The organism is Hymenobacter sp. AT01-02 (genome assembly GCF_000961955.2).
In the GTDB taxonomy this organism is placed as follows: Bacteria; Bacteroidota; Bacteroidia; order Cytophagales; family Hymenobacteraceae; genus Hymenobacter; species Hymenobacter mucosus.
In genome coordinates this window covers 58,649-84,317 of record NZ_JZIR02000017.1, presented here as the reverse complement: position 1 = coordinate 84,317, position 25,669 = coordinate 58,649, and the positions used below count along the sequence as shown (strand labels likewise).

Here is a 25,669-nt window from a genome sequence, read left to right as displayed (position 1 = left end):
TACTATTACAGCAAAGGCCCTGAGCTCGAAACAGAACCAATATTTCTGCTTCGAGCCCAGGGCCTTTGTTAAACCCCGACGGTAAGAAGGGACTATACTAGTGCGCTTAGTGCAGCACGTAGGCGTGGTAGAGCAGCCTCAATAGACTCCAGCGACGCCCCGCCTACCGACATGCGGAACCACGGTGCGGTACCGTCTGTGCCGAATGCGCTGAACGGAACCAGCGCCAAACGGGCCTCGCTAATGAGGTAGGAGGTCAGCTCTTTGGTGGTGCTCAGGACCTGACCCGCTGGAGTGGTTTTGCCCAGCACATCCAGTTTGGCCGTGAGGTAGATGGCGCCCATTGGAATCATAGAATCCACAGGGAGGCCATCGGCTCTCATGGTTTGCAGGCCTTCATGCAAGGTTTGCAGGCTGGCTTGTACCTTCTCCTTGAACGCCCCTAGAAAACTGTCAACCTCAGTCGTCTCGGGCAGGTACTTGGCCGTGGCCACTTGCTCGGCCTTGGGTGCCCAGGCACCTACGTGGCCCAAAATGGCCTTCATCTTGTCGATGACGGTAGCCGGCCCGAACGCATAGCCTACCCGGACGCCGGTAGCGGCCAAGCACTTGGAAATGCCATCAATGTAAATGGTGTACTCGCGTAGCTCGGGCCGTAGGTTCACCGGGTCGTAGTGCTCGGTAGCGCCGAAGGTGAGCAGCCAGTAAATCTGGTCGTATAGGAGGTAGAGGGGCTTTTCGCCCGGCTGCCGACGCCTGTTCTCCGCCAGTACCAAGTCGCAGATGGCCTCTAGGCCTTCTTTGCTGAAAACAGTGCCTGTAGGATTGAGCGGGGAGCACAAAGCCAGCAGCGTAGCGCCCGCCAAGTGGGGAGCTACCTCCTCAGCAGTAGGCATGAAGTTGTTTTCCGGCCGCGTTTCCACCATCACAGCCTCGGCCGAGGAAAGGTGGCAGTAGTGGTTGTTGTTCCAGCTTGGCACCGGAAATACCACTTTGTCGCCGGGGTCTACCAGCGCGAGGTAGGTAGCGTAGATGAGCGGGCGCGAGCCACCAGCTACCAAGTAGTCGTTGGCCGAATACTCCAGGCCCAGCCGTTCTTTGGTAAAAGCCGCCGCAGCATCGCGCAACGCAGCCATACCGTTAGCGGGTGGGTAGTTGGTATGCCCGGCCTCGTAGGCCCGGGTGATTTCCGTTTGCAACCCGGCGGGAATGGGGAAAATAGACGGGTCAAAGTCGCCAATGGTGAGGTTGCAGATCTGCTCCCCCTTGCGAATCATATCGTTGACTTCGTTGCCGATTTTGATGATTTCGGAGCCAATGAGGCTACCGGCCATTCGGGAAACTTGCATGGTTGGTGTTGATTAGCGTCGGTCAAAGATAGAGGACTCGCGCAAGTGTGAGTTCAGGCCTACGTTAGAACTCGCCAAAACAGCTAACCGGCTGGTAGGTGGTTTGTGCGCCGGAACTTGGCTAGAAGTGGGATAGTAGACGCAGCAGGCGTTGCGTTACAGTAGGGAACCAAGGCTATTTGCGCTTGAAAGCAGGCAACTCGCGTATATCTGGCGCAGAATAGCCAAATTTGTAGTTCTGGAGCCAACCAGTGAAGTCCGGCTCTGGGTTATCACATGGCTGTTCAAACTGTTCTCATACCTGCGCTGGCGGCCTTGCCAGAAGCCGCTGTCCAAGTTCGCGCCGCTATTCAGGGGCACTCCATCATTTGCTTTGAAGGCGAAATGGGGGCTGGCAAAACCACGTTCATCAAAGCGCTATGCCAGAGCCTGGGTGTCGCGGATGAGGTGAGCAGCCCCACCTTTAGCCTCGTCAACGAATACCGCGACGCCCAGAACCAGCCAATCTACCATTTCGACTTCTACCGCCTCAATGACCCGCGTGAAGCAGAAGGCATTGGCGCGTTGGAGTACTTCGATTCTGGCTATCTTTGCCTAATAGAGTGGCCCAGCCGCATTGAAACCCTGCTCCCGCCAGAGCGGCTGCTCATCACTCTCCACGCCACCGGACCCTCATCGAGGGAGCTAACAATTAGTAATTAATGCTGAACAATTTGACGGCCAGAAGCTTACCAATGCAGCCGGCCGTGGTTCATGCTTGATTCCGACGTGTTACGTAATAATTGACAATAGAATGCCCGAAGCAGTACCCCCCGGATTCGAGTCGCTGGCTACGAGCCGCGCCTACTTCACCCAGGAATCCATGCTGGCCGTGGAAACGCGCAAGCGCAAGCTGTACATCGGGCTGCCCCGCGAAACTTCCTTGCAGGAAAACCGGCTCTGCCTAACACCGGAGGCCGTAAAGCACCTAGTAGAAGGCGGGCACGAAATTCTTATGGAAAGCGGCGCCGGTGAGCCCAGCAAGTACTCCGACCACAATTACTCGGAGGCTGGCGCTACCATTGCCTACTCGCAGAAGGAGGTGTACCAAGCCGATATCATCCTGAAAGTAGCGCCGCCTACCTACGATGAGATTGAGTTTATGCGGGCCGGGCAGACCCTGATTTCGGCCCTGCAGTTTGGCTCCCTCACGAGTGAGTACATCACGGCGCTAACACGCAAAAAAATCAATGCCATCAGCTTTGAGCTGATTAAAGACCCGTCGGGTGCGCGGCCGGTGGTGCGGGCCATGTCGGAAATTGCTGGCTCTACCGTTATGCTGATTGCGGCCGAGTATTTAGCCCGCTCTAACGAGGGTAAAGGCATTATCCTGGGAGGAATTACGGGCGTGCCGCCGTCGCAAGTGGTTATTTTGGGTGCGGGCACCGTGGCCGAGTATGCTGCCCGCGCCGCTACGGGCCTCGGGGCCGAAGTAAAGGTGTTTGACAACCACCTCTACAAGCTGCGCCGTCTCAAGATGAACCTGTGCACCCCGCAACTCTATACCAGCACCCTCGATACCTATGCGCTCAGCCAGCAAATTCGACGCGCAGACGTGGTAATTGGGGCCCTGAATGCCGAGGAAGGCCGGATTCCCTTTATGGTTTCGGAGGAGGTGGTGTCGCAGATGGCGCCTGGCTCCGTAATTATCGACGTCAGTATTGACCAGGGTGGCTGCTTTGAAACCAGCGAAATGACCAGCCATAGCAAGCCGGTATTCCGCAAGTACGACGTGATTCACTACTGCGTGCCCAATATTGCGTCGCGGGTGCCCCGTACTGCCACCAATGCGCTGAGCAACATTTTTACACCCATTTTGCAGGAAATCAGCCAGCACGGCGGTATCAATGAAGTGCTGTTTACTAATGAGCATTTCCGCTCGGGCGTGTACGTATACAAAGGGTCTCTCACTAACGCCAGCATTGCCAAGAAATTCAACATGCGCTACAAAGAACTAGCGCTGATGATTGCCGTGCGGAATTAGTCGTGGTTTCCCGACAAACAGGTTGCCCTGCCGAATCTCTACCGATAGACAGCTCTCCGGTGAGATATGGCAGGGCAATTGTGTGATGTAGCCGTTAGAGCTACGAGCAGATTCAAGAACAGGAAAAAGGTAGCGCAGGTGGCTATAGCTGCTTGCGCACTTAGTAGGGGCTATAGCGCATCGGCCAGCAGTAGCACCTTCCAAGAATCTAGCAGCCGGCCTTCCTCCAGCAACTGCTTGCCCAGCCACATTAGCGCCCGGTGCTGCTCCGGAGTGCCAGCGGTTTTGTTGAGCGTGTAGGCTATCAAGGGCTCCTTCCTGAAAGCTTGCGCTTCTTCGGGAGTGGGTATAGCGTGCTGCTCAATATTGGCTAGCCGGCCCAGGTTGTTACCCGTCAGAATATCAGAGGTGCGGATATGTTCGGGCAGCTGGTCAATACCAATACCCAGGTTGCGGTTGGGCTTGGGTACCTCAAACAGGCTGGCGCCCGAGGCCCGGGTGTACCAGTCGCCGCCGAGGCGCGCAATGGCATCAAGCTGCTGCGGGTCGATGCCCACGCCCGAGGGAAGGATGATGTCTTCGCGGAAGTGAGCCAGCACTACCCGGCAAATCACTAGGTTGCCGGCCCCGTTGTTGGTGCCCAACTCAAGTACTTGCTCCACCACGCACTCAAAGGCAGCCGGGGCTTCCAGCACGCGCGGCGGGCGTACTTGCTCACTAGCCACCGCCGTGAAGCCCGCCTTCGTAAACTCGTTGATGCCCTTGGCGTACTCCGTGCTGGCCAGTGACATCTGCTCTACCATGGCGTAGTCGCAGATATGGATAACACATTCTGCCACCTCGCGCACGTTGTCCAGGGTATGCTTGCGGGAGTTGTCGCGCACGCGGTTGGCGGGCGAGAACACCAGTATGGGTGGGTTGGACCCAAAGCAGTTAAAGAAGCTGAAGGGGCTGAGGTTTACGCTGCCTTCGGCATCCTGGTACTTACAAAAGCCACGGGCCGGGGAGCCACGGCCCCCACCATGAAGGCGTGCCAGTCACTGGCTTTCAAGTCGGAAGGAACGACGCGGCGGAATGGGGTAGGGACGGACATGCAGGGGTGGGATAGGCGAAGAGAAAGAAAGTGGATGCCGAGGCAACCAAAAGTAGTGCTCTACTATCTTGGGACCATATATCCCTATTGTTTTCCGATGGTGCGTCTCCTCTTCCTAGCGCTACTACTACCTTTATTCAGTTCAGCACAAACGGCCGATACCGTCCGCTTACGTCGCGACCTGCTAGCTCTTACTACCACCCCCGAGCCGCGCAATTACCTTCACGAAGCTAGCCTTAACCAGGCAGCTGCCTATATCAAGGCGCAGTTAGGGGCTGCCGGCGCCCAACCTACAGAGCAGCCTTATACAGTCAATGGCCGCACGTACCGCAATATCCTTGGTAGCTTCGGTCCCGCAGGTGGCCCGCGCGTTGTTGTGGGAGCGCACTACGATGTATGCGGGGAGCAGCCTGGCGCCGATGATAATGGTAGCGGAGTGGCGGCCCTGCTGGAGCTGGCGCGCCTGCTGGGCCAGCAAAAACAATTGCCTTGTCGTATTGATGTAGTAGCCTACACCCTGGAGGAACCGCCCTTTTTTCGCACTCAGCAGATGGGCAGCTACGTGCACGCCCAGTCCCTGCACGCGGCCGCAGTGCCCGTGCGCGGTATGATAGCCTTGGAAATGCTGGGCTACTACGATGACCGAAAGGGCACCCAAGACTACCCCTTGGGGCCGTTGAAATTGCTGTTCGGCAGCCGCGGCAACTACGTGACGGTAGCGCAGAAATTGGGCAATGGCCGCTTTGGGCGCCAGTTTGCCCGGCGCTACCAAGCCGCGGCTACCCTGCCCGTAAAGCGGTTTAAAGCGCCGGCTTGGCTGCCAGGCATCGACTTCTCGGATCATCTCAACTACTGGCATTTTGGCTACCCCGCCCTGCTGCTCACCGATACGGCTTTCTACCGCAATAAAAGCTACCACGAGCCTACTGACACCCTAGCCCGGTTGGATATGCGCCGGTTGGGGCTGGCGGTTGATGCCGTTCTGACTACTCTCTGCGCCCTGTAATTGCCGCGCTTTGCCAACTCAACGGGCTGAGGGGCGTACATTCAGGGGAGTGCCTTTGCATGCATTCAAGGCATTCCTGATGAAGAAAAAACTCCTGCTACTCTGTTGCTGCGCGCTGACGTCTAGCGCGTACAGTCAAACCCCTCGCCTCACTGACCGCAATACTCTTGGCTGGTTTGTGTATTCCGGAGACCACCGAGTAACGGAAAAATGGGCCGTGCACACAGAGTACCAGTGGCGGCGCATGAACTGGGTGCGGGCTCCCCAGCAGCAGTTGGCCCGCCTAGGCGTAGTGCACACCCTGTCGCAACGGGTGGAGGCTTCAGGTGGCTACACGTACTTCCAAACCCACCGCTACGGCGAATACCCCACCGTACCCAACCGGCCCGAGCCTGAGCACCGCCTGTACGAAGACATTTCCTTGGCCGATAAACTTGGCCGGGTAAGTCTTACCCACCGCATTCGGCTGGAGCAGCGCTGGCTAGGTACCCGGGCGCGAGAAGGGCAGGGCCGCGTGCAAGAGTGGGCCTACCAGAACCGCATCCGCTACCAGTTGTCGGGGCAGTATCCATTGAAGGGCGCGGCAGTTGATGATGGGGAGTGGTATGTAAATGCCTTCGATGAGCTATTTATGGGGTTTGGCCGCAATGTGGGCAACAATGTCTTTAACCAGAACCGCCTATCGGGAGGGCTCGGCTACCAGTTCACCAGCAACGCAAAAGTGGAGTTGAACTACCTCTTCCAAATCAGCCAGCACGCTACCCCCGAACCGGCTTCCCAGCGGCCCGTGTTTGAAATCAACAATGGATTTCGGCTGAACGTACTCTACGATCTAGACCTTACCCATGGCAAAGCTCTGTAGCGTACTTGCGCAGTAAGCAAGCGTGCAAGGGGAGAGCATGACGCTCAGATGACGGGGCTTTTCGGCAGGGTAGGCGCTGGGTATTGGGTGCAAACTATAGCCTTAGCAACATAACTGTCCGTAGGTGCAATCCAAGGCAGTGGGGTAGTCGTATATACAGGCTTAAGCAAAAAGCGCGAGGTGAAGATGTTGCTTTGGCAGCCAGTGCAAAGTCCGTAGCGGAATCCAAATTGGGAGTAATACTTGCTAAAATAATATATCTTTACTAAATAGCTATAGCTTCATAAGTAACCACTCACTCACATACTATGTCTCAACTTCACTGCCCCAAATGCGAATCGACAGAAGCTACCAAAAGCGGCATTGTGGGCGGTAGGCAGCGGTACAAGTGCAAGAACTGTGGGTACCACTTCTCCGTTGCTAAGGCTGGGAAGGAAATTAACTCCTACTACGTGATAAAAGCTCTGCAACTATTTGTGGAGGGAGTAAGCTACCGTGAGATTGAGCGCCTACTCGGTGTCAGCCATGTCTCAGTGATGAACTGGGTAAAGAAATATGGCGTGAAGGCGCCCCGGCAGACGGAATATCATCCTACGTATAAAATACTGAACCAGAAGGAGCTTACTGATTTTTTTCTAAAGCCGGAAAATCTAAAAGAAGCTGGTCTCATCGTCACGGAGTTGGGCGACAAGTACATGATGATACGCTGGGAACGGTTCCGGCAAGGGTAAAACTATAGTAGTTAGCGAAACTATAGCGTTTGTGCGGCTTCTGCGTTGGGATTTTCCTACTTGGGATCAGCAGTTCGGTACTCTTCAGTACCAACTAGCAGACCCGACCCACCCCAACCCAACCCTCACCAAACTCTATGCGAACAACTCGCTATGCATTGGCAATGAGCGCGCTGCTGACAGCAGCCGGTGCTACGGCCCAGGTGCAACCTCCACCCGCTGGCCAACAGCCTGCTCCGCCGCCTGCCGCACCTGCTCCGCCACCCGCTCCACCTGCGCCCGCCAAGTCGGCGCCCTACGGTGCGGGGATGAAGGTGAACCTCTCGCCCGATGGCTCCAAGTATCTGCGTTTCATGACCTGGCACCAGGTATATACGCGCTACACTGAAAACAATACGGGGACGCTACGGGCCCCCAATAAACCGCAGAAAGGACAGATTGACTTTGGGTTGCGCCGCTCGCGCATGGTTTTGCTGGCCCAACTAAATCCGCGCTTTCTGATTTATACCCACTTAGGTATCAACAACCAGAATGCTGTGAGTGGGGGGGTAGCGCCCACCACGGACGGCAAGAAGCCACAGTTCTTCATTCACGAGGCTGTGACGGAGTATAAAGTAAACAAGTACCTGAGCTTAGGCGGGGGCTTGCACTATTTCAATGGCATTTCGCGCCTCACTAGTGCTAGTACGACCAGCATCCTAACCATGGACTTGCCGCTGACCAACTTCCCTACCATTGAGCAGAGCGACCAGTTTGCGCGCTGGCTGGGGGTGTATGCGAAGGGCCGTGTAGGTAAGTTGGATTACCGCTTTTCCGTGAGCGACGCATTCCTGACCAACCAGACCAGCACGCCGCTCAGCCTGGGCGTAAATAGCGGCGCAGGTAGTAGCACCATCAACACGGGCACTGGTATAGCAGCGTATAATCCGCAGAACACTAGCCACGTGTACCAAGGTTATGTGAGCTACAACTTCTTGGAGCCCGAAGCCAACCTGCTACCGTACTATACGGGTACCTACTTGGGTACCAAGCGGGTATTTGCAGTAGGCGCCGGCTTCCTTTACAACAAGGACGCTATGTATTCGCGGCCTACGTCTAGCGTGGTGTCGGTTAGTGCGTTTCCCACTACCGCCGACCAGTTTGCGGGTATTGCTACCCAGAAGCACAGCATGAAGATGTTTGGCGTAGACGCGTTCTACGACGTGCCACTCGATACGGCTTCTCGCACGGCCCTAACGCTGTACGGAGTATACTACAACTACAATATGGGCCCGAATCATGTGCGCTTCGTGGGCCCCGAAAACCCTGGCTACGGCACCTCAGCCACCCGCGGCAATGCCGTACCGCAGTCGGGCACGGGAGGCTCTTTCTACGGGCAGGCCGGTTTCCTGCTGCCACAAAAGATTTTCGGACCTAAGGCTCGCCTGCAGCCCTATGTGGCCTACCTGCACAGCAGCTATGAGGGCCTGCATACCAGCGGGGGCGAAACAAAAGGGGTAAACGTGTATGACGCCGGGGTCAACGTGCTCATTGACGGCCACAATGCAAAAGTAACCCTGAACTACCGTGCCCGCCCCGACTACTCTGCTTCAATGCCACCACCGGAGTAGTAAATAGCGTGGACTACAAGCCCGAAATCACGCTGCAAACGCAGATTTTCTTGTAAGCTTCAGAGGGAGCTACCGCTACTGCCAGCCTGCTAACCCGATAGCTCCCTTTCGTTCCCCTTTATTCCACTACACCAAAATCCCACCACGCATGCACCAGAACCTACCCCAGCGCGACGCCTACGCCGGTGCCGCGCCCATGGGCGGCGCCCCGTCGGTCGACGACGCCGTGTCCCACGACAACAACACCGTTTCGACCAGCAAGATTTGGCAGGTGATTACCGCCTCCTCGGTGGGCACCGTAATTGAGTGGTACGACTTTTACATCTTTGGCTCCCTGGCTACCATTATTGGTCCTGTGCTATTTGGGCATCAGGGTAAGCTGGAAGATTCCCTTTTGGGTGCGCTGGCTGTGTTTGGGGCCGGGTTTGTGGTGCGGCCGTTTGGCGCGCTGTTCTTTGGCCGCCTCGGCGACATGATTGGCCGCAAGTACACCTTCCTCGTGACGCTGCTCATCATGGGCGGTGCTACCTTCGTAACGGGCCTCATTCCCGGCTACGATAGTATTGGCATTGCGGCGCCGCTCATTGTAGTAGTGCTTCGCCTGCTGCAAGGATTGGCGCTGGGGGGGGAGTATGGCGGAGCCGCTACCTACGTGGCCGAACACGCCCCCGATAGCAAACGCGGCTACTTCACCAGCTACATCCAAATTACGGCTACTGGCGGGTTGATCCTGAGTATTTCCGTGATTGTCCTGACCCGCAAGATCATGGGCGAGGAAGCCTTCAAGGAGTGGGGCTGGCGCATTCCGTTCCTGCTCTCGGGTCTGTTGGTAATTGCTTCGTACTACATCCGCCGCAAGCTGCATGAGTCGCCTCTGTTTGCTAAGGCCAAGGCAACGGGCACTACCAGCACCAACCCCCTGCGCGACTCGTTCATGAACCCCGTAAACCGCCGCCTGGTGCTTATTGCCCTGTTCGGTGCTACCATGGGGCAGGGTGTAATCTTCTACACCAGCCAGTTTCAAGCTTATTCATTCATGAATAATACCTTGAAGATGGACCTAGTTGACTCCAGCACTATTCTGGTGGTTGCCATGCTGCTGGCTACGCCCCTGTTCGTTTACTTTGGTGGCCTCTCCGACCGCATTGGCCGTAAGCGCATCATCATGACGGGTATGATTTGCGGTGCCTTGTTTACCATCCCGTTGTTCCACGGTCTGAAAGCATTTGCTGGACCCCTCACGGAAATCACGCCCGCTACGGTAGATGCTGCTGGTAAAGCCGTTCCTGCCGTAATGAAGGCCCTGACGCCTAACATCCCCGCCATGATTGGCCTCACGTTTTGCTTAGTGCTCTTCGTGACTATGGTGTACGGTCCTATTGCTGCTTACTTGGTAGAAATGTTCCCAACCAAAGTTCGCTACACGTCTCTATCCGTTCCCTATCACATCGGCAACGGGGTATTTGGGGGCTTTGTGCCGCTGGTAGCCACTTGGATTGGGGTATGGGCCACAACCCAGCCCGAAGGCACGTTTGCCAAAGAGTACAGCAGCCTCATCGGCCTGGCATACCCAACCATTGTGGCGCTGATTTGCTTCTTTATTGGCATTGCCTACATGCGTGACGTGCGCAATGTGCGCATCATGGACTGAGGCACTACCCGACGCGTTCTGTAACTGCAAAATCCGTCGGGCCCTTGGTTCGGCGGATTTTGTGCGAACAGTGCCTCGCTTTTCACGGATCCGGCTAACCCGTTAGAAGTTTATTCATCTGCTTTTACCGCCTTCTTATGCCTCCCATCTCCCCTCAGGAGCGGCCAGAGCAACGACGTGGCCAGCAACTGCTGTTTGTGGCGGTGCTGTTTGCGGTGCTGCTCAACTTTCCCCTGCTGGCTGTCTTTGACCACCACGGCCGGGTAGGCGGAATCCCGGTGCTGTACTTGTACGTGCTGCTCACGTGGGGGCTGCTGGTGTTGCTCACGGGCTGGCTGGTCCGGCGGGGCGATGATAAATAGCCAAAAAGCAACGGAGCTGCCTTCGCCCAGTTAATCTATAACCCACTTCATTCCTGTTTACGCGTTGAACACCCTGCTTGTCATTGGCTTTTCCTTCGGCTACCTCGCGCTTCTGTTCGCGGTGGCTTACGCTGCGGAGCGACGCTCCGCAGCGCGGCGGAGCTAGTGAGCAATCCGTACGTGTACGCGCTGAGCATGGCAGTATACTGCACCGCTTGGACGTACTACGGCTCGGTAGGACGGGCAGCCCACTTTGGTTTGGAGTTCATTGGTATCTACCTGGGGCCTACGCTTATGGCCCCGGCTGCCTGGCTGGTACTGCGTAAGATTATTCGTGTCTGCCGGTTGCAGCGCCTCACGTCCATTGCCGATTTTATTTCCGCTCGCTACGGCAAAAGCGCTTGGCTTGGCGCCCTCGTAACGGTCGTGTGCGTGCTAGGCGTGGTTCCCTACATCTCCCTGCAAATCAAGGCCATTGCCGCCTCCTTCGACATCCTCACGGGGGGCGGCGAAACCTTGTTGGCCAGCGGTGGCGTGGCCGTGTCGTCGGCCTTCGTGACGACAGTAGCCCTGGCGTTTTTTACCATCATCTTTGGGGTCCGCTCCATTGAAGCTACTGAGCGCCATGAGGGTATGGTGCTGGCCGTGGCCCTGGAAAGCCTGGTGAAGCTGGTGGCCTTTCTGGCGGCCGGCTTGTTTGTGACCTATGGCTTATTTGATGGCTTCGCCGACGTGTTTGAGCGTGCCGCTGCGGTGCCCCAGTTAAGCCAACTGTTTACGCTACAGGGGGCCGGCACCAGCGGGGGGCAATGGTTTACTCTGCTGATCCTCAGTATGGCCGCAATTCTGCTGTTGCCGCGGCAGTTTCAGGTGTCGGTAGTAGAAAACGTGAACGAGGACCACTTGCGCAAGGCCATGTGGCTGTTCCCGCTCTATCTCATCATCATCAACCTGTTTGTGCTGCCCCTGGCTTTTGGGGGGCGCTTGCTTGATGGGGATGCGCACTTTGATGCTGATACGTTTGTGCTGGCCTTGCCCTTGCAGGCCGGGCAGCCGTGGCTGGCCCTGCTGATCTACCTCGGCGGACTGTCGGCTGCTTCGTCCATGATTATCGTCGAAACCATTGCCCTCAGCGTGATGATGAGCAACCATTTGCTCATGCCCTTGCTGGTGCGCGTGCCGGCTGCCCGGGGCGAGGGGCCCAACTGGTTTGCATATCTAGGCCAAGTAGCCCTGCATAGTCGGCGCTTAGCGTGGTGCTGGTGCTGCTACTGGCCTATGGCTATTACGCCGAGGTTGGTCACCTGCTACCCCTGGTAAATATTGGGCTGGTGTCGTTTGCGGCGGTAGCTCAATTTGTGCCAGTGGTAGTGGGAGGGCTTTACTGGAAGGGCGGCACCCAGCGCGGCGCCACGGCGGGCATCTTGGCGGGCTTTGTGGTGTGGTTTTTTACTTTGGTGCTGCCCACTATGGTAGGGCCCGAGTTGCTGCCAAGCTCCGTCCTTACCGATGGCTTATTTGGGCGAAGCGAACTGCGGCCCTTCGCGCTGTTCGGACTAGAAGGCCTCGACTACCTCTCGCACGGCCTGTTTTGGAGCTGGTTTTTCAACGTGGGGCTGTACGTGGGCGTGTCGTTGCTGCGGGCACCCTCTGCCTTGGAGGAACACCAGGCCGATGTGTTTGTAGACGTATTTCGGTCGGGTAGTTTGTTTGAGGGGCCTGCCAGTTGGCAGGGCGCCGCGCCGCTGCCAGATTTACGAGCCTTGCTCACCGGCTTCTTAGGCAAAAAGCGCGCAAACCAGGCCCTGCATGCTTTTCAAGAGCGGTTTCCCGATGCCCACATCACGGAAGGTGTTACGCCTATCCAGGCCGACCCGCGCCTGCTAGCCTACGCCGAAAAGCTGCTGGCGGGTTCTATCGGCCCAGCCTCGGCGCGGCTGCTCCTTCGCTCGTCGGTAGGAGTGGAGGACATCAGCTTCGACAACGTGGTAGGCATCCTAAAAGAAAGCCAACAACTGTTGGAAGCCAACCGCCAGCTACAGAAGCAGCAGCGCCAACTGCAGCGCCTCACGGGCGAATTGCAAGCCGCTTACGACCAGCTACAGGAGCTCGATCAGCACAAAGACGAATTTCTGTATACGGTTACCCACGAATTGCGCACTCCCCTCACCAGTATCCGTGCTCTTTCCGAAATCCTAACCGACAACCCCGACATGGAGGAGGAAGAGCGCCACCGGTTTCTCGTTACCATCACCAAGGAGTCGGAACGGCTTAGCCGACTGATTACGCTGGTGCTGGACTTGGAAAAGTACGAATCGGGTAAGGCCACCCTAGAAAAGGCCCCCGTAGACGTGGCCGACGTCATTACCGATGCCCTCGACGCCGTGGGGCAACTCCTGCGCGACAAGCACATCTACCTGGATGTGGCGGTGCCGCCCGGCTTGCCGCCCTTATCCGGCGACCGGGACCGACTGATGCAGGTGCTGGTAAACCTCCTGAGTAACGCCATCAAGTCGTGCCGCCCCGATGGGTTGGGCCGCATTGCGGTGGTAGTGGGGGCTGCCACCGATACGCTGCGCATCACGGTGCAGGACAATGGCAAAGGCATTGACCCGGAATTTCACCAGCTCATCTTCGACAAATTTTTTCAGGCCCGCAACCAAACTATGCGCAAGCCGGAAGGCTCCGGCCTTGGCCTAGCCATTACCAAGAAAATCGTGGAGCTGCATGCCGGCCGCATTTGGGTGGAAAGCGCGCCGGAGCAAGGAGCGCGGTTTTCATTTGAGTTGCCGGTAGGCGCTGCTACCTCTACAACCTCCCCATAGTCACTTGTAGTATTTTCTTCCGCTCTGTTTCTTCCGCCATACACTCCCCACCTTTCCGAAAACTGCTTAGCTCTTTACCGTCATGCCGACGACACCCCACATTCTCATTGTCGATGACGAGCCCAACATAGTTATGTCGCTCGAATTTCTGATGCGCAAAAACGGCTACCAGGTTAGCATTGCCCGTAACGGTACCGAGGCCCTGGAGGCCGTAGACCGCACCGCTTTCGACGTAGTGCTTCTGGATGTAATGATGCCCGATGTGGATGGCTACCAGGTGTGCCGCCATCTGCGCCAGCGTCCCGACCGCGCCAGCGCCCGCGTTATCTTCCTCTCGGCCAAAAGCAAGGAGGCCGACATTCAGAAGGGCTATGAGGTAGGGGCCGACGTGTACATGCCCAAGCCCTTCAGTACCCGCCAGCTGATGCTAACGGTGAAAGAGCTACTGGCTACCCCCGCTTAATTTTTCCAAGCCTCCCGAACTCAACCTACAACCCTTAACCGACTAACCACCCATGCCTGAACATGCCCGCATCCGCAGCCTGGAAGAGTACCATGAGGCGTACCGCCGCAGCACCGAAACCCCCGAGCAATTTTGGGCGGAAGTAGCGGAGCCCTTTACGTGGCGCCGCAAATGGGACTCGGTGATGAACTCCGATATGGCTGCTGGCCATAATGATTGGTTTCAGGGCGCCCGCCTCAACATCACGGAGAACTGCCTGGACCGCCACCTCAGCACTCGGGGTAATAAGCTCGCCATTGTGTACGAGCCCAACGACCCGCATACCCGCCACCTGCGCCTGACCTACCGCGAACTGCACCAGGAAGTGTGCCGCTTTGCGAATGTGCTGCACAACAACGGAGTAGAGAAGGGCGACCGGGTGTGCATCTATATGCCCATGATTCCGCAGTTGGCTATTGCCGTGCTGGCCTGCGCCCGCATTGGCGCCATTCATTCCGTTATTTTCGCGGGCTTCTCGGCCAATGCTATTGCCGACCGCGTCAATGATGCCCAAGCAACCGTGGTGCTCACGTCCGATGGCTTAAACCGCGGGGCCAAGCAAATTCCAGTAAAGCGCGTGGTAGACGAGGCTTTGGAAAGCTGCCCCAGCGTGCGCCGCGTGATTGTAACCGAACACCTAGGCTGGCCCGTGCACATGCAGGAGGGCCGCGACGTGTGGTACCACGAAGAAGCCGAGGGCGTGGCCAAAACCTGCCCGGCCGAAGAAATGGGCGCCGAGGATCCGCTCTTCATTTTGTATACCTCTGGCAGCACCGGCAAGCCCAAAGGGGTAGTGCACACCACTGCTGGCTACATGGTGTGGGCCGATTACACCTTCCGCAATGTGTTCCAAATCGAGGAAAACGACATTTATTGGTGTACGGCCGATATTGGGTGGGTGACGGGCCATACCTACCTGCTCTATGGGCCGTTGCTGGCGGGCGCTACTTCGCTTATGTTTGAGGGCGTGCCCACCTACCCCAGCCCCGGCCGGTTTTGGGAGGTGATTGATAAGCACTCAGTTACGGTGTTCTACACCGCCCCCACGGCTATTCGCAGCCTCATGGCCCACGATATTAACCACGTGCTGGCCTACTCCCTCGACTCTTTGCGGGTGCTGGGGTCGGTGGGAGAGCCCATCAATGAGGAAGCGTGGCACTGGTACTACACGCACATCGGCAAGGAGCGCTGCCCCATTGTCGATACGTGGTGGCAGACGGAAACCGGTGGGGTCATGATTTCGGCGCTGGCGGGTATTACCCCCTCGGTGCCCGCTCGTGCTGGCTTGCCACTGCCAGGGGTACTACCCGTCCTGCTCAATCAAGATGGCTCCGAAATCGAAGGCAACGACCAGGAAGGGTATCTGGCCATTAAGCAGAGCTGGCCGGGCATTATTCGCACAACTTACGGCGACCATGAGCGCGCCCGCCAAACGTACTTTGCGCCCTACCCCGGCTACTACTTCACCGGCGACGGTGCCCGCCGCGACGAAAACGGGCTCTACCGCATTATTGGGCGCGTTGATGATGTGATTAACGTATCGGGCCACCGCTTCGGCACGGCGGAAATTGAAAACGCCATCAACCAGAACAGCCACGTGGTAGAATCAGCCGTGGTGGGGTTCCCGCACGATGTGAAGGGCCAGGGCATCTATGCCTACGTGATTTGCCCTGAAGGCGTGCCCGAGGCGGAAGTGGAGCGCCAGCGGATAGAGGCCAGCATTATCGAAACCATTGTGGCTGAAATAGGGCGTATTGCCAAGCCCGATAAGATTCAATTGGTATCGGGCCTCCCCAAAACACGTTCTGGCAAAATCATGCGCCGCATCCTGCGCAAAGTAGCGGAGGGAGACACTACCAACCTGGGCGACACGACGACGCTACTCGACCCATTGGTGGTAGATGAAATTATTAGTGGCCGTAAATAGCGCAGCCTCCAAAAAGACAACGCCCAGCTAGTAGCTGGGGGCCGTTGTGCTTTTTGGAGGGAAGATGAGGCGATGCTTACCTTCTTCTCTGCTTACGCGCAGTTAAGAAAACTCGAACTAGAACCGGCTCAGGTAATCTTTCTTTACGTGCTTCTTCTTTTTCTTACCACCCGAGCTGAGCAGGGCTACAACGCCCGCAGTTGCCAACCCAATTACGGCCATCTTGGTGATGAAGGCTGTGCGGTTATACTTCCACTCTACGTCATACCCTTTTTCGGCCCAGATATTGGGCAATTTGCCGTGGGCTAAGTCATCTACTATGCCTTCTACCACACTTACGCGGTCGGCTAGTACTAGGGGCAGCCAGTGGCGGTAGCGGTTCTCGCTGTACTTAAACGCCGCCCGGCGAATCAGTCCGCTTACTCCGCGGGGGGGAGCTGGCGTGCCGAACACGGCAGATACGTTGGGCCGCTCAATGGAGCGCAGTACTTCCGTATCAACGGGCTGCAAGGAATCGGGGCGGTGCTTGTTATCGGGGTCTTCCCCTACGTTCATCCGGTCCCGCATGGGGTAGGTCGGGTCGTTCTTGGGGTCAGCATCTATACCCCAACCTTTAATCTGCGTGGGGTCGATTGTTGTGTTTTCCATGGTTGGGCGGTGTTACTGGTTAGCGGTGGGAGGAAGCAACACGGTTTTAATGCAGTTGTCCAGCTTGGCGGAGAACATACGGTAGCCATCGGCTACTTCCTCTAGGGGCAGGCGGTGGGTAATCAAGCCTTTGGGGTTGAGTACGCCGTTCTGCACGTGGTCAATCAGGCGCGGGAGCAAGCGCTTCACCGAAGACTGGTTGGCCCGGATGGTAAGGCCCTTGTTCAGCACGTTGCCAATGGGTACAAGGTTGTCGGTAGGACCATATACGCCTACAATCGACACAACGCCACCTTTCTTTACGGAGTTAATAGCCCAGTGCAGTGCCGTAGCCGAACCTGCCTGTAGCAGTAGTTTGCGCCCCGTAATGGTCTGCATGGTATTACCAGCGGCTTCCGCTCCAACGGCGTCAATTACGCAGTCAGCACCAATCCAGTCCGTTATCTTCTTGATGAACACCACCGGGTCGTTCATCTCCTTAAAGTTGTATGCCTCGCAGTACGAGTAGTTGCGCGCAAACTCCAAGCGGTAATCTTCCTGGTCGATGATGATAACACGGCCAGCGCCAAACAGCCAGGCACAACGAGCAGCCATAATCCCAATGGGGCCGGCCCCAAATACTACTACGGTGTCACCCTTCTGAATACCAGCCATTTCGGCGGCTTGATACCCAGTGGGTACCACGTCGGTCAGCAGCACTGCATCATCCAAGTCCATGTCGGCTGGAATAATGGTAGGGCCCACGTTGGCATACGGCACGCGAGCATATTCGGCCTGCCCACCATCGAACCCGCCAGCGGTGTGTGAGTAGCCGAAAATAGCTCCTACGGCCGTGGCCTCCGTGTTCGACTCGTGGCAGTTGCCAAACATGCCCTGACGGCAGAAGTGACACTCGCCGCAGGCAATATTAAACGGTACCAGCACTCGGTCGCCAGTTTTTACCTTTGTTACCTCCGAGCCAACTTCAACAACTTCACCCACAAACTCATGGCCGAAAGTGGAGCCCACGCGGGTATCGGGCACATTGCCATTGTACAGGTGCAGGTCGGAACCGCAAATGCAGGTGCGCAACACCCGAACAATGGCATCTTGTGGATGCTTGATTTCGGGCATTGGTTTTTGAACGGCTCGGACCCGCTTGGGGCCTCGGTAATCCATTGCTAGCATAGTACCTAGTATTAAAGTTCGGGTGGATGTGTGAGCAGGATGTATTCCTGCCAGGGCAGGATGCGCTTCATGGAAATGCAATACATCAGCATAAAATAGTACCGACCCTTCTTAGTCAAGGTTGCTAAAACCAGATTTTTGCACCGGAAATACGTATTTGCACTGGGTTGCTAGTAGTAAATACGTAGTAAGCATGCGCAAAAGGAAGGACCATTCTTGCAAACACGTGGAACCCGCCGAAACAAGGGTAGAAGCCTGATTACGCAAATGCCCCGGAATCAGCCCTACCTTTGTTGGGCAACTGCCCACCGCCTAGCATTCGGCTACGCCAAAGTGCTACGCTTCTTTTACCATTACTCGCATGGATATTTATCTGATTCGGCATACCCCCGTAGCCACCGCGCCCGGTATCTGCTATGGCCGTTCGGATGTGGCAGTGGCGGCTACTTACCCGGAGGACGCCGCCTCGGTGCGGGCTCGGTTGGCGTCGGTGCTAGATGCAGGCCCGGTGGCCGTGCACGCCAGCCCATTGCGCCGGTGTCAGCAACTCGCCGAAGCTTTGGCGCCGCAGTCTGTACGCCTAGACAGCCGGTTGATGGAGTACAACTTTGGCCGCTGGGAGTTGCTGCCTTGGGCCGCAGTGCCCGCCCCCGAGCGGGAGCAATGGAAGGCTGACTTTGTGAACCTACCCGCTCCCGATGGCGAAACCTTCCAGGGCCTCCAAGACCGCGCCACCGAGTTTCTGACGGACGTGCTGGCCTCGGCTGCGCCCCAGGTGCCCTTATTAATCGTGAGCCATTCCGCTGTTATTCGCAGCCTTATTTGCTACTGCCTCGGCCTGCCTCTGTCCCAAGCCTTCCGCTTCGACGTTGACTATGGCTCCATCACCAAGGTCCGGTATCAGCAAGGCCAACTGCAAGTAGCCTATATCAACGGATAAACAGGCGCCTGCTACTTGTTGAGAAAAAGTAAGGCCGAGCAGGGCAATTTAGCTAGAGAGGCTGCTACGCCCTACTAGTCGAATTGCCCTGCTCGGCCTAAGCCGTTTATTGGTCGTAGCTGCTAGAGCTGAGTTGCGGGTAGTACTTTACCGGTTACTTCCCCAAACCCGATGCGTATTCCGTCCTTCTCGCAGAAGCCGCGCATGGTTACAGTATCGCCATCCAGTAGGAAAGTGCGTTCGGTGCCGTCCTCCAGCGGGAGTGGGCGGGTACCGCGCCAAGCCAGCTCCAGCATAGAGCCTAATGAATCGGGAGTGGCGCCAGAGATGGTACCAGAGGCGTACAGGTCGCCTACCTCCAAGTTGCAGCCGTTGGAAGCTTGGTGAGCCAATTGCTGAGCCATGCTCCAGTACATCAACCCAAAGTTGGAGCGCGACACGGTAGTTTCCGCGCCCGCTTCGGGCTGAATGGCTACCTCCAAGGTAATATCAAAGTTGTGCTTATCGAGCTGGCGGAGGTAGAGTAGGGGCTCCGGCTCCTGTACTGGTCCTGCCACCCGGAAGGCTCCAAGGCATCTAGCGTTACCACCCACGGCGATACGCTGCTGCCAAAGCTCTTGCCCAAAAACGGACCCAGCGGTACATACTCCCAGCTCTGAATGTCGCGGGCACTCCAGTCATTGAATAAGACTAGTCCGAAGATGTAGTCCTCGGCATTTTGCACTGGCACTGTGTCGCCTAGCTGGGTACCGCGTCCTACCACAAAAGCCATTTCCAGCTCAAAGTCGAGCTGTTGAGAAGGACCGAAGGTGGGTGCAGCAGCATCGGGTGCTTTGCGCTGCCCATTGGGCCGCTGAACAGGGGTGCCACTGACCACGATGCTGCTTGCGCGGCCGTGGTACCCGATGGGAATATGCCGCCAGTTGGGTAGCAGCGCGTTGGCAGGGTCCCGGAACATCATGCCTACGTTGGTAGCATGCTCAATGCTGCTGTAGAAATCGGTGTAGTTGTGCGGCTTCACGGGGCGTAGCATTCGCACCTCGCTTTGGCGGAGGAGGCACTCGCGCATTACCTCATCGGAGCGCAAAGCGCCGTTATCGTGGCGCAGCAGTTCCGATACGCGCTGGCGCACGGCACGCCAGGCTGGGCGCCCCAAGGCAATAAATTGGTTGAGGGAGCGGCGCCGAAAAATTTTGGGCATCTTCGGCCCCAGCTCCAAATCCTCGAAAAAGCCGAACTGAGCTACGGCGTACAAATCCAGCACGTAGTCGCCAATGGCTACTCCCAAGCGAGGCCCGCGCAGTTCCGTCTCGAAGACCCCGAAGGGGAGATTCTGAATCGGGAAGTCGCTGGTAGGAGCAATGTCAATCCAAGAATGCAGGCTCGGGTCGTTCGGGTTAGCCATAAGGAGTAGGGTGGTGGAAGAAGAGGCAAAGGTAGGCCAGTCTGCTACATGTTACGGCTCGACGATGATTCCGCTACAGATCAGGTAGAATCTGAGTAAGCTAGTAGCTTGAGCTAGGCCCTTTCACACGGAGTACAACTAGCAATGTGCTACCTATATTGGAAGCACCAGATAAGTATAAATTGATATGCTAAGAAATTCGATTATTTCTTTTACTGTATTTATTCTTTCAAGCTGCAGCAGCAAAGAATAAATAAATACTAGTCCAGAAATAATTCGTGGTATTTATGATTCTGGTACTTCTAGTTGTTATTTAGCATTCAAGCAGGATGGTACGTTTGAATGGTTTAGCGAAAGTAGTATTGGTGCTTCAACCGCATACCAAGGGAAGTACTCGCTTCAGAATGGTGTTTTCTACCTAGATAGAAGTGATTTTTCTAGCGTCATCAAATCAAATAGGCTTCTACTAACATCTAAGCACCCATTATCTGGAGGTACTAATGATGAATATATTAATTCAAGTAGATAGCTTAACTAGGTTAGTTGATAGTGTTTTTATTTTTATGGTTATTCATGACAAGCGCGGCGCTTTGTAAAAGAATCTTACTAATGGTTTGATAAAATAAATAGAGGGCAAGTAGTTAACTACTCATTCATTAATGAGGTATTTGACGCGCCTCACAGCCCATTAAACACCATGCCCCGCTCTCGTCGGTTTACCAACGAGAGCGGGGCATGGTGTTTATACCCTCTACCTACTAAAACTGCGGGGTCGGTACGGGGTTGGGCTGCACGGGGCGGCCAGTCTGGCCAGCGGGCTGCTCATCCATGGGAGTAGAGTTGATGGCCTCCACGGCGCGAATTTCAGGCACGGCTTTTTTCACCGATTCTTCTACCCCCGCTTTTAGGGTCATTGGCGACATGGGGCAGGTGCCACAAGCGCCCAATAGCTCCAGTTGCAACACCATGTCGGTGGTGATGTCGAGCACGCGCACGTTGCCACCGTCGGCGGCTAGATAAGGCCGGATGGTGTCCAGGGCCTGCTCAATGCGGGGCAGGAGCGGATGGTGTTCTACGGCGGCGGAATGCGTCATGAATCTGAGATTGAGCTGCCTTGCCAATGGGAACTACAGCAAGCAGCAGCGGAGTACTTCTTCAAAGGTAACGCTTTTGAGGCGTATGCAGGCAACACGAAATGTGCCGGTAAAGTTGCTGACCAGGTACGGAGGAGCTTGGTGCCCGGTGGCCGTAGCCCTAGCTCACCTCCCGGCATTATTGCATTTCCACCACTTGGGTGCGGGGTGCTACCGCGTTGCGGATGCTTACCTGGCGTGCCAGCTCCTCCGCTAGTTGCTCAAATACAGCCGCTGCGGGCGTGCCTCCCTGCAAGATAGCGGGCGTGCCCTTGTCGCCGTTTTCGCGGATGCTCTGCACCAGCGGAATGTGGCCCAGCAGGGGCACCCCGTGCTTTTCGGCTAGCTGCTGGCCGCCGCCTTCCCCGAAGATGAAGTACTTGTTCTCAGGCAACTCGGCCGGTGTAAACCACGCCATGTTTTCTACCACACCCAGCACGGGTACGTTAATTTGGGGCAGGCGGAACATCTGCAAGCCCTTTTCGGCATCGGCCAGCGCTACTTTCTGGGGCGTCGTCACGATGAGGGAGCCGGTTACGGGCACCGTCTGCACCATAGTCAGGTGAATGTCGGAGGTTCCGGGAGGCATGTCAAGAAGCAGGTAGTCTAGCTCTCCCCAGTCTACCTCCGTGATGAACTGCTTCAAAGCTGATGATGCCATGGGGCCCGCCACACAATGGCTGATTCGGCCGGTGCCAGGAAGCCAATGCTCATAATCTTGACGCCGTGAGCTTCAATGGGCTGGATGAGGTTCCGCCCATCGGGGCCCTGGTACACGTGCGGACGAGCATCTTCCACCCCAAACATGAGGGGCATGCTGGGGCCGCTGATGTCGGCATCTACTAGGCCTACCTTGGCGCCGGAGCGGGCCAGGGCAATAGCTAGGTTGGCCGTGACGGTGCTCTTGCCCACGCCGCCTTTGCCCGAGGCAATGGCAATGATGTTTTTCACGCCGGGCAGCAGGTCGCGGTTTTGGCGCATGGTAGTCACGCGCGAGGTCATGTTGATGCTCACCTCCGCGTCCTTATCAACCATGGTGTGGATGGCCCGCACGCATGCATCGTGGATGAGTTGCTTTAGGGGGCAAGCCGGGGTAGTGAGTACTACCGTGAACGAAACCTTTTGGCCGTCAATGGCCACGTCCTCAATCATGTTGAGGGTTACGAGGTCTTTGCCCAGGTCGGGCTCCTCCACGTAGCTCAGGGCCTTGAGGACGTCTTCTTTAGTTATGGTCGCCATTATAGTCAGTCAGGAAATGCAGGATGCAAAGCACAAAGATAACCCGGAAACGGGGCGGAAGTTGTACAGGGTGGATATCCTCTTCGTCTGCCGGGCCGAACCTGGCTGCATCGGGTGGGCTACCGATGGTGGGGCCTGCAGACCTTGCGGTTGTGGGGAGCTTAGTTCAGTCCGAAGCGGGCGAGCAGGGCTTCCTTGTGTTGCTTGCCGATGGGCAGCTTTTCGCGCAGGTCGTAGAGTTCGGCTTCGTTGCCGCTGATGGCTTTAATGGCGTCCATCTTCACAATGTAGGACTTCTGGATGCGCGTAAAACGGTCGGCGGGGAGCTGGTCCTCAATGCGGTTCATGCGCAGATACGTGACGATGATGCGGTCCTTGAGGATAATTTTGATGTAGTCTTTCATGCCTTCGATGTAGTAGATTTCATCGAAGAGCACCCGCTGTAAGGAGTTGCCTTCCTTCACAAACAGGTATTCGGGCGCGGGCGGTGCCTGAACCGCGGGGCGGCCATTGATAATGGTGAGGGACTTGTTGACGGCCTTCAAAAAACGCGGAAACGACACGGGTTTCACGATATAATCTAAGGCATCCAGCTCAAAGCCTTCCAGGGCATAATTGGGGTAGGCCGTCACGAATATCACGTAGGGCGGGTTATGCAGGGAGCGGATAAACTCTATGCCGTTGACTTGGGGCATGTTGATATCCGAGAAGATGAGGTCAACTTGCTGTTGCTGGAGCACCTCCAGGGCATCAAATACATGTTCGCAGCTGGCCAGCAAGTGCAAGGACGGAATGCGGGCTATGTACCCCTCCAGTAGTTCGCGGGCGAAGGGCTCGTCGTCAATTATTACACAGTTAATCATGGGGTAGAAGCAAGGGTGGCGAAAGAAGGCGCGGGGCGGGTGGTAGGAGTAAGGGCCAGCGGAGCCAACCGAATAGTAAGGGCCACGCGATGGATATAGGTTTCTGGGTCGTGGATGATGGTGAGGCGGTACTCGTGGGGAGCATAGTGGAGCGCTAGCCGCTTTTGCACATTGGCAATGCCTACGCCGCCAAACTCGCGCCGGGGTGCCGTGGGGCTATAGCTGTTGCTAACTTCAAACTGTAACTGGCCCTCGGCTACCGTCAGGGCAATACTTACCCAGGAGGCATCTAGGCTACTATCTACCCGTGCTTGAAGGCATTCTCCACGAAGGGAAAAAATAGCAGCGGCGTAATGCGGTACTTCTGCAAGGGCCCGGCCTTGTGGTAGGTGATGGTAACTTTCTGCCCGTAGCGCAGGCGTTCCAGCTCTAAATACGCTTCTAGAAAGCCAATTTCCTTGGTCAGGGGCACCAGCGCGGCATCCGACTCATACACCGTGTAGTGCATCAGGTGGGAGAGGTGCTCCACCATGTCGGGGGCGCGCTCATCCTGCTTCACCACCATGGTGTAGATGTTGTTGAGCGTATTGAAGAGAAAGTGCGGGTTTACCTGGGCTTTGAGAAAGTTGACTTCCAGGTTCAGGTTTTCGCGCTGCAAGCGTAGGCTTTGGTTGCCGCTACTCAGCAGAAACCGGATGAAGCGGAGCAAAATGGGCGGAATAACCGTGACGGAAAAATCGTTCAGGCCCATGCTCACGCTACGCCACGAGAAGATGCCCTCCCACAGGTTGCCATCCAGAAAGCGGTGCATGTAGCTGTGGGCATTCTCCGAAACCAGTCCGTAGTGGTCGAACACCGAGAAGCACAGGTAGCAGAGCGTTGCCCAGAAGTAATAAATAGCCACAATGCCTACGGCCGTGAGCAGCCAGCGGCGGCGCAGCAGAAAGCGCGGGAGCAGCACTAAGGAAAAGAAATAGTAGCTGCTGATGGTGGCTATTGTGTCTTTGAGCACAAAGCCCCAAGTGACAACAGGCTTCTCCTGCCAGTTGCTGAATACGGAATACGCAAAGCCGATAAAAAGCGCCCACCAGAACAGATGCTTAATTACCCGCCCCGGTAGCGTGGAAAAGTAGCCTTGAATACGAGAGCCTAACACTGCCATAAGCCAAGATTAGAGGCGGATCTGAAGCTTGACCAGAACTCGATGTTCGGTCTCCGTCAGGTCCGCGGTATGTAGACTGGGGTATTGCAAGGCGAGGCGGCGCAGCGCGGCCCCAATGGCTGCGTCGGAGCGGTAGGTGAGGGGTAGGGGCTCCTGCGCAGTGCGTTCCAACACGAGGGTAACTGCATCGGCCCCTACTAGTACCTGGCTACGAACATCGGCCACGGCATGCGGGGCGGCATCGAGGCCGGCAAAGAGGCGCTCCAAAAACGGATGTAGTAGCAAAGGCGCCACGTACTGCTCGGCCACGGTGCCCACCACGGTGTGGGCAATGCTGACGGTTTGAGGGCGGCGCAGGCGTTCCAGGGCCAGGTAGTCTTCCAGAAACTCCAGTTCCCGGCTCAAGAGCACGCGCTCCGTATCAGTCTCGTAGAGGGTGTAGCGCATGAGGTCAGCCAGGTGTAGTACCACATCGCCGGCGCGGTCGTCGCGGGTGCGGGTCATGGTTTGGAGGCTGCCGAGGGTATTAAACAAAAATTGCGGATTGATCTGCGACTTCAGGTAGCCCAGTTCTAGGTGTAGATGGTCGCGCTCCAGGGCCAGGCGGCGGCGGTCAATGACCAGTGCGTAAGTCAGGAAACTAATGAGCACTGGGAACAGCACAATGGCCAGCATCCCGAAAAAGGTGCTGATCTGCTCGGCGGGGCTAAGTAAGCCCGACCAAAAATCTGCCACGTAAAACTGCTGCAAGGTGCGGTGCATCACGGCAGAAAGCGGCAGGTAAGTTTGGGCCAGACGGGAACCTACATACATCCAAACCTCAAAGGCATACAGCACGGCCACGCCCGCGGCCAGGGCCCGCCACGTGCGCCCTTGCAGCAGCCACCGCGGAATGATCAGGTAAACCAACCCGTTGAAGAGTAACACCGAAAAGCCCATTTGCAGGGCCACCAGCGGCCACATGGGCCCCTCGAAGGAGAAGTTGGGGCGCTTATTCCAGGCGATGTAAAAGACTCCCAGCACTACCCATAATAGTAGCTGTAGCAGCACCGTGGTGGTGCGCGGGCTCAGGCTTTTCCAGCCAAAAGTGGCCGATGACGCAGGTTCGGGCATACGAAGAAACGGCAGACCAGCTCCGGCTTTGGTGGTGTGGGGCGGCGCTTTGGTCGAA

General features: G+C 56.6%; 23 protein-coding genes and 2 pseudogenes. 13 read left to right on the top strand and 12 right to left on the bottom strand.

All coding sequences use genetic code 11. The features are described from left to right. Positions 1–92: 92 nt before the first annotated feature. Positions 93–1,349, bottom strand: coding sequence for a pyridoxal phosphate-dependent aminotransferase (locus VI25_RS07880; protein ID WP_045688095.1), 1,257 nt, complete (start codon positions 1,347–1,349; stop codon positions 93–95). A 276-nt stretch (positions 1,350–1,625) separates the two neighbouring features. Here VI25_RS07880 and tsaE point away from each other — a divergent pair, with 276 nt between their 5' ends. Together tsaE and VI25_RS07870 are read left to right on the top strand one after the other, a co-directional pair. Next, positions 1,626–2,051 carry a tRNA (adenosine(37)-N6)-threonylcarbamoyltransferase complex ATPase subunit type 1 TsaE gene (tsaE, locus tag VI25_RS07875; RefSeq protein WP_045688094.1) on the top strand — a complete coding sequence of 142 codons (426 nt, stop codon included), beginning with the start codon at positions 1,626–1,628 and terminating at the stop codon, positions 2,049–2,051. 91 nt (positions 2,052–2,142) lie between these two features. Further along, positions 2,143–3,372, top strand: coding sequence for an alanine dehydrogenase (locus VI25_RS07870; protein ID WP_045688093.1), 1,230 nt, complete (start codon positions 2,143–2,145; stop codon positions 3,370–3,372). A gap of 170 nt (positions 3,373–3,542) precedes the next feature. Here the strand turns inward: VI25_RS07870 and VI25_RS07865 are convergent, their stop codons facing one another. Continuing rightward, on the bottom strand, positions 3,543–4,283 hold the full coding sequence (locus VI25_RS07865) for a flavin reductase family protein (RefSeq protein ID WP_316934288.1): 741 nt from the start codon (positions 4,281–4,283) through the stop codon (positions 3,543–3,545). 47 nt (positions 4,284–4,330) lie between these two features. Further along, positions 4,331–4,465 carry a hypothetical protein gene (locus VI25_RS28390; protein WP_316934285.1) on the bottom strand — a complete coding sequence of 45 codons (135 nt, stop codon included), beginning with the start codon at positions 4,463–4,465 and terminating at the stop codon, positions 4,331–4,333. 97 nt (positions 4,466–4,562) lie between these two features. On the opposite strand from VI25_RS28390, the gene VI25_RS07860 reads away from it, so the two are divergent. The 10 genes from VI25_RS07860 (at position 4,563) to acs (ending at position 15,941) form a co-directional block, all read left to right on the top strand. Then, positions 4,563–5,471, top strand: a complete 909-nt coding sequence (locus VI25_RS07860) for a M28 family peptidase (RefSeq protein ID WP_045688091.1) — start codon at positions 4,563–4,565, stop codon at positions 5,469–5,471. Positions 5,472–5,550: 79 nt separating this feature from the next. Next, positions 5,551–6,333, top strand: a complete 783-nt coding sequence (locus VI25_RS07855) for a DUF2490 domain-containing protein (protein WP_045688090.1) — start codon at positions 5,551–5,553, stop codon at positions 6,331–6,333. A gap of 308 nt (positions 6,334–6,641) precedes the next feature. Next, positions 6,642–7,064, top strand: a complete 423-nt coding sequence (locus tag VI25_RS07850) for a transposase (protein ID WP_045688089.1) — start codon at positions 6,642–6,644, stop codon at positions 7,062–7,064. Positions 7,065–7,201: 137 nt separating this feature from the next. After that, complete coding sequence (locus VI25_RS07845; protein ID WP_236704958.1) at positions 7,202–8,674, top strand: hypothetical protein; 1,473 nt, start codon at positions 7,202–7,204, stop codon at positions 8,672–8,674. Positions 8,675–8,870: 196 nt separating this feature from the next. Continuing rightward, a complete protein-coding gene (locus VI25_RS07840; RefSeq protein WP_045688104.1) occupies positions 8,871–10,325 on the top strand; it encodes an MFS transporter in 1,455 nt (484 codons plus the stop codon). Between the two features lie 137 nt (positions 10,326–10,462). Further along, complete coding sequence (locus VI25_RS07835; protein WP_045688087.1) at positions 10,463–10,687, top strand: hypothetical protein; 225 nt, start codon at positions 10,463–10,465, stop codon at positions 10,685–10,687. 165 nt (positions 10,688–10,852) lie between these two features. Next, positions 10,853–12,007: a hypothetical protein gene (locus tag VI25_RS26655; RefSeq protein WP_236704956.1), complete on the top strand. Its 1,155-nt coding sequence runs from the start codon at positions 10,853–10,855 to the stop codon at positions 12,005–12,007. Further along, entirely contained in the window at positions 11,944–13,512 is a 1,569-nt protein-coding gene (locus VI25_RS26650) for a sensor histidine kinase (protein ID WP_236704955.1), read from the top strand. The genes VI25_RS26655 and VI25_RS26650 overlap by 64 nt, the downstream gene beginning before the upstream one ends. A gap of 82 nt (positions 13,513–13,594) precedes the next feature. Beyond that, complete coding sequence (locus tag VI25_RS07825; protein ID WP_045688086.1) at positions 13,595–13,975, top strand: response regulator transcription factor; 381 nt, start codon at positions 13,595–13,597, stop codon at positions 13,973–13,975. 52 nt (positions 13,976–14,027) lie between these two features. Beyond that, positions 14,028–15,941: an acetate--CoA ligase gene (gene acs / locus VI25_RS07820; RefSeq protein ID WP_055562414.1), complete on the top strand. Its 1,914-nt coding sequence runs from the start codon at positions 14,028–14,030 to the stop codon at positions 15,939–15,941. Between the two features lie 117 nt (positions 15,942–16,058). On the opposite strand, the gene VI25_RS07815 is transcribed toward acs, so the two are convergent. Both VI25_RS07815 and VI25_RS07810 read right to left on the bottom strand, forming a co-directional pair. After that, positions 16,059–16,589 (bottom strand): hypothetical protein, encoded by a 531-nt coding sequence (locus VI25_RS07815; protein ID WP_045688085.1) that lies wholly within the window; start codon positions 16,587–16,589, stop codon positions 16,059–16,061. A 12-nt stretch (positions 16,590–16,601) separates the two neighbouring features. Beyond that, the gene (locus VI25_RS07810) at positions 16,602–17,756 is read right to left on the bottom strand and encodes a zinc-dependent alcohol dehydrogenase (RefSeq protein WP_045688084.1); all 1,155 of its coding nucleotides are present in this window, start codon (positions 17,754–17,756) and stop codon (positions 16,602–16,604) included. A gap of 361 nt (positions 17,757–18,117) precedes the next feature. Here VI25_RS07810 and cobC point away from each other — a divergent pair, with 361 nt between their 5' ends. Next, a complete protein-coding gene (cobC, locus tag VI25_RS07805; protein ID WP_045688083.1) occupies positions 18,118–18,696 on the top strand; it encodes an alpha-ribazole phosphatase family protein in 579 nt (192 codons plus the stop codon). 122 nt (positions 18,697–18,818) lie between these two features. On the opposite strand, the pseudogene fahA reads toward cobC, so the two are convergent. From fahA to VI25_RS07775, 7 genes and pseudogenes are all read right to left on the bottom strand, one after another. After that, positions 18,819–20,101: pseudogene (fahA, locus tag VI25_RS07800) on the bottom strand (fumarylacetoacetase). A 758-nt stretch (positions 20,102–20,859) separates the two neighbouring features. Next, a complete protein-coding gene (locus tag VI25_RS07795) occupies positions 20,860–21,195 on the bottom strand; it encodes a NifU family protein (RefSeq protein ID WP_045689291.1) in 336 nt (111 codons plus the stop codon). A gap of 178 nt (positions 21,196–21,373) precedes the next feature. After that, positions 21,374–22,473 (bottom strand): annotated as a pseudogene (locus tag VI25_RS07790) (Mrp/NBP35 family ATP-binding protein). Between the two features lie 161 nt (positions 22,474–22,634). Next, positions 22,635–23,336 carry a LytR/AlgR family response regulator transcription factor gene (locus VI25_RS07785; protein WP_052695339.1) on the bottom strand — a complete coding sequence of 234 codons (702 nt, stop codon included), beginning with the start codon at positions 23,334–23,336 and terminating at the stop codon, positions 22,635–22,637. Further along, entirely contained in the window at positions 23,333–23,506 is a 174-nt protein-coding gene (locus VI25_RS25085) for a hypothetical protein (protein ID WP_161806896.1), read from the bottom strand. Before VI25_RS25085 ends, VI25_RS07785 begins: the two co-directional genes overlap by 4 nt. A 131-nt stretch (positions 23,507–23,637) precedes the next feature. Beyond that, a complete protein-coding gene (locus VI25_RS07780; protein WP_055562413.1) occupies positions 23,638–24,498 on the bottom strand; it encodes a sensor histidine kinase in 861 nt (286 codons plus the stop codon). 9 nt (positions 24,499–24,507) lie between these two features. After that, positions 24,508–25,611 (bottom strand): sensor histidine kinase, encoded by a 1,104-nt coding sequence (locus tag VI25_RS07775; protein ID WP_052695342.1) that lies wholly within the window; start codon positions 25,609–25,611, stop codon positions 24,508–24,510. Positions 25,612–25,669: the final 58 nt, after the last annotated feature.

Coding starts and splice junctions, on each gene's coding strand:
- VI25_RS07880 (WP_045688095.1), bottom strand. CDS start 1,349: ATGCAAGTTTCCCGAATGGCCGGTAGCCTCATTGGCTCCGAAATCATC.
- tsaE (WP_045688094.1), top strand. CDS start 1,626: ATGGCTGTTCAAACTGTTCTCATACCTGCGCTGGCGGCCTTGCCAGAA.
- VI25_RS07870 (WP_045688093.1), top strand. CDS start 2,143: ATGCCCGAAGCAGTACCCCCCGGATTCGAGTCGCTGGCTACGAGCCGC.
- VI25_RS28390 (WP_316934285.1), bottom strand. CDS start 4,465: ATGTCCGTCCCTACCCCATTCCGCCGCGTCGTTCCTTCCGACTTGAAA.
- VI25_RS07860 (WP_045688091.1), top strand. CDS start 4,563: ATGGTGCGTCTCCTCTTCCTAGCGCTACTACTACCTTTATTCAGTTCA.
- VI25_RS07855 (WP_045688090.1), top strand. CDS start 5,551: ATGAAGAAAAAACTCCTGCTACTCTGTTGCTGCGCGCTGACGTCTAGC.
- VI25_RS07850 (WP_045688089.1), top strand. CDS start 6,642: ATGTCTCAACTTCACTGCCCCAAATGCGAATCGACAGAAGCTACCAAA.
- VI25_RS07845 (WP_236704958.1), top strand. CDS start 7,202: ATGCGAACAACTCGCTATGCATTGGCAATGAGCGCGCTGCTGACAGCA.
- VI25_RS07840 (WP_045688104.1), top strand. CDS start 8,871: ATGGGCGGCGCCCCGTCGGTCGACGACGCCGTGTCCCACGACAACAAC.
- VI25_RS07835 (WP_045688087.1), top strand. CDS start 10,463: ATGCCTCCCATCTCCCCTCAGGAGCGGCCAGAGCAACGACGTGGCCAG.
- VI25_RS07825 (WP_045688086.1), top strand. CDS start 13,595: ATGCCGACGACACCCCACATTCTCATTGTCGATGACGAGCCCAACATA.
- acs (WP_055562414.1), top strand. CDS start 14,028: ATGCCTGAACATGCCCGCATCCGCAGCCTGGAAGAGTACCATGAGGCG.
- VI25_RS07815 (WP_045688085.1), bottom strand. CDS start 16,589: ATGGAAAACACAACAATCGACCCCACGCAGATTAAAGGTTGGGGTATA.
- VI25_RS07810 (WP_045688084.1), bottom strand. CDS start 17,756: ATGCTAGCAATGGATTACCGAGGCCCCAAGCGGGTCCGAGCCGTTCAA.
- cobC (WP_045688083.1), top strand. CDS start 18,118: ATGGATATTTATCTGATTCGGCATACCCCCGTAGCCACCGCGCCCGGT.
- VI25_RS07795 (WP_045689291.1), bottom strand. CDS start 21,195: ATGACGCATTCCGCCGCCGTAGAACACCATCCGCTCCTGCCCCGCATT.
- VI25_RS07785 (WP_052695339.1), bottom strand. CDS start 23,336: ATGATTAACTGTGTAATAATTGACGACGAGCCCTTCGCCCGCGAACTA.
- VI25_RS07780 (WP_055562413.1), bottom strand. CDS start 24,498: ATGGCAGTGTTAGGCTCTCGTATTCAAGGCTACTTTTCCACGCTACCG.
- VI25_RS07775 (WP_052695342.1), bottom strand. CDS start 25,611: ATGCCCGAACCTGCGTCATCGGCCACTTTTGGCTGGAAAAGCCTGAGC.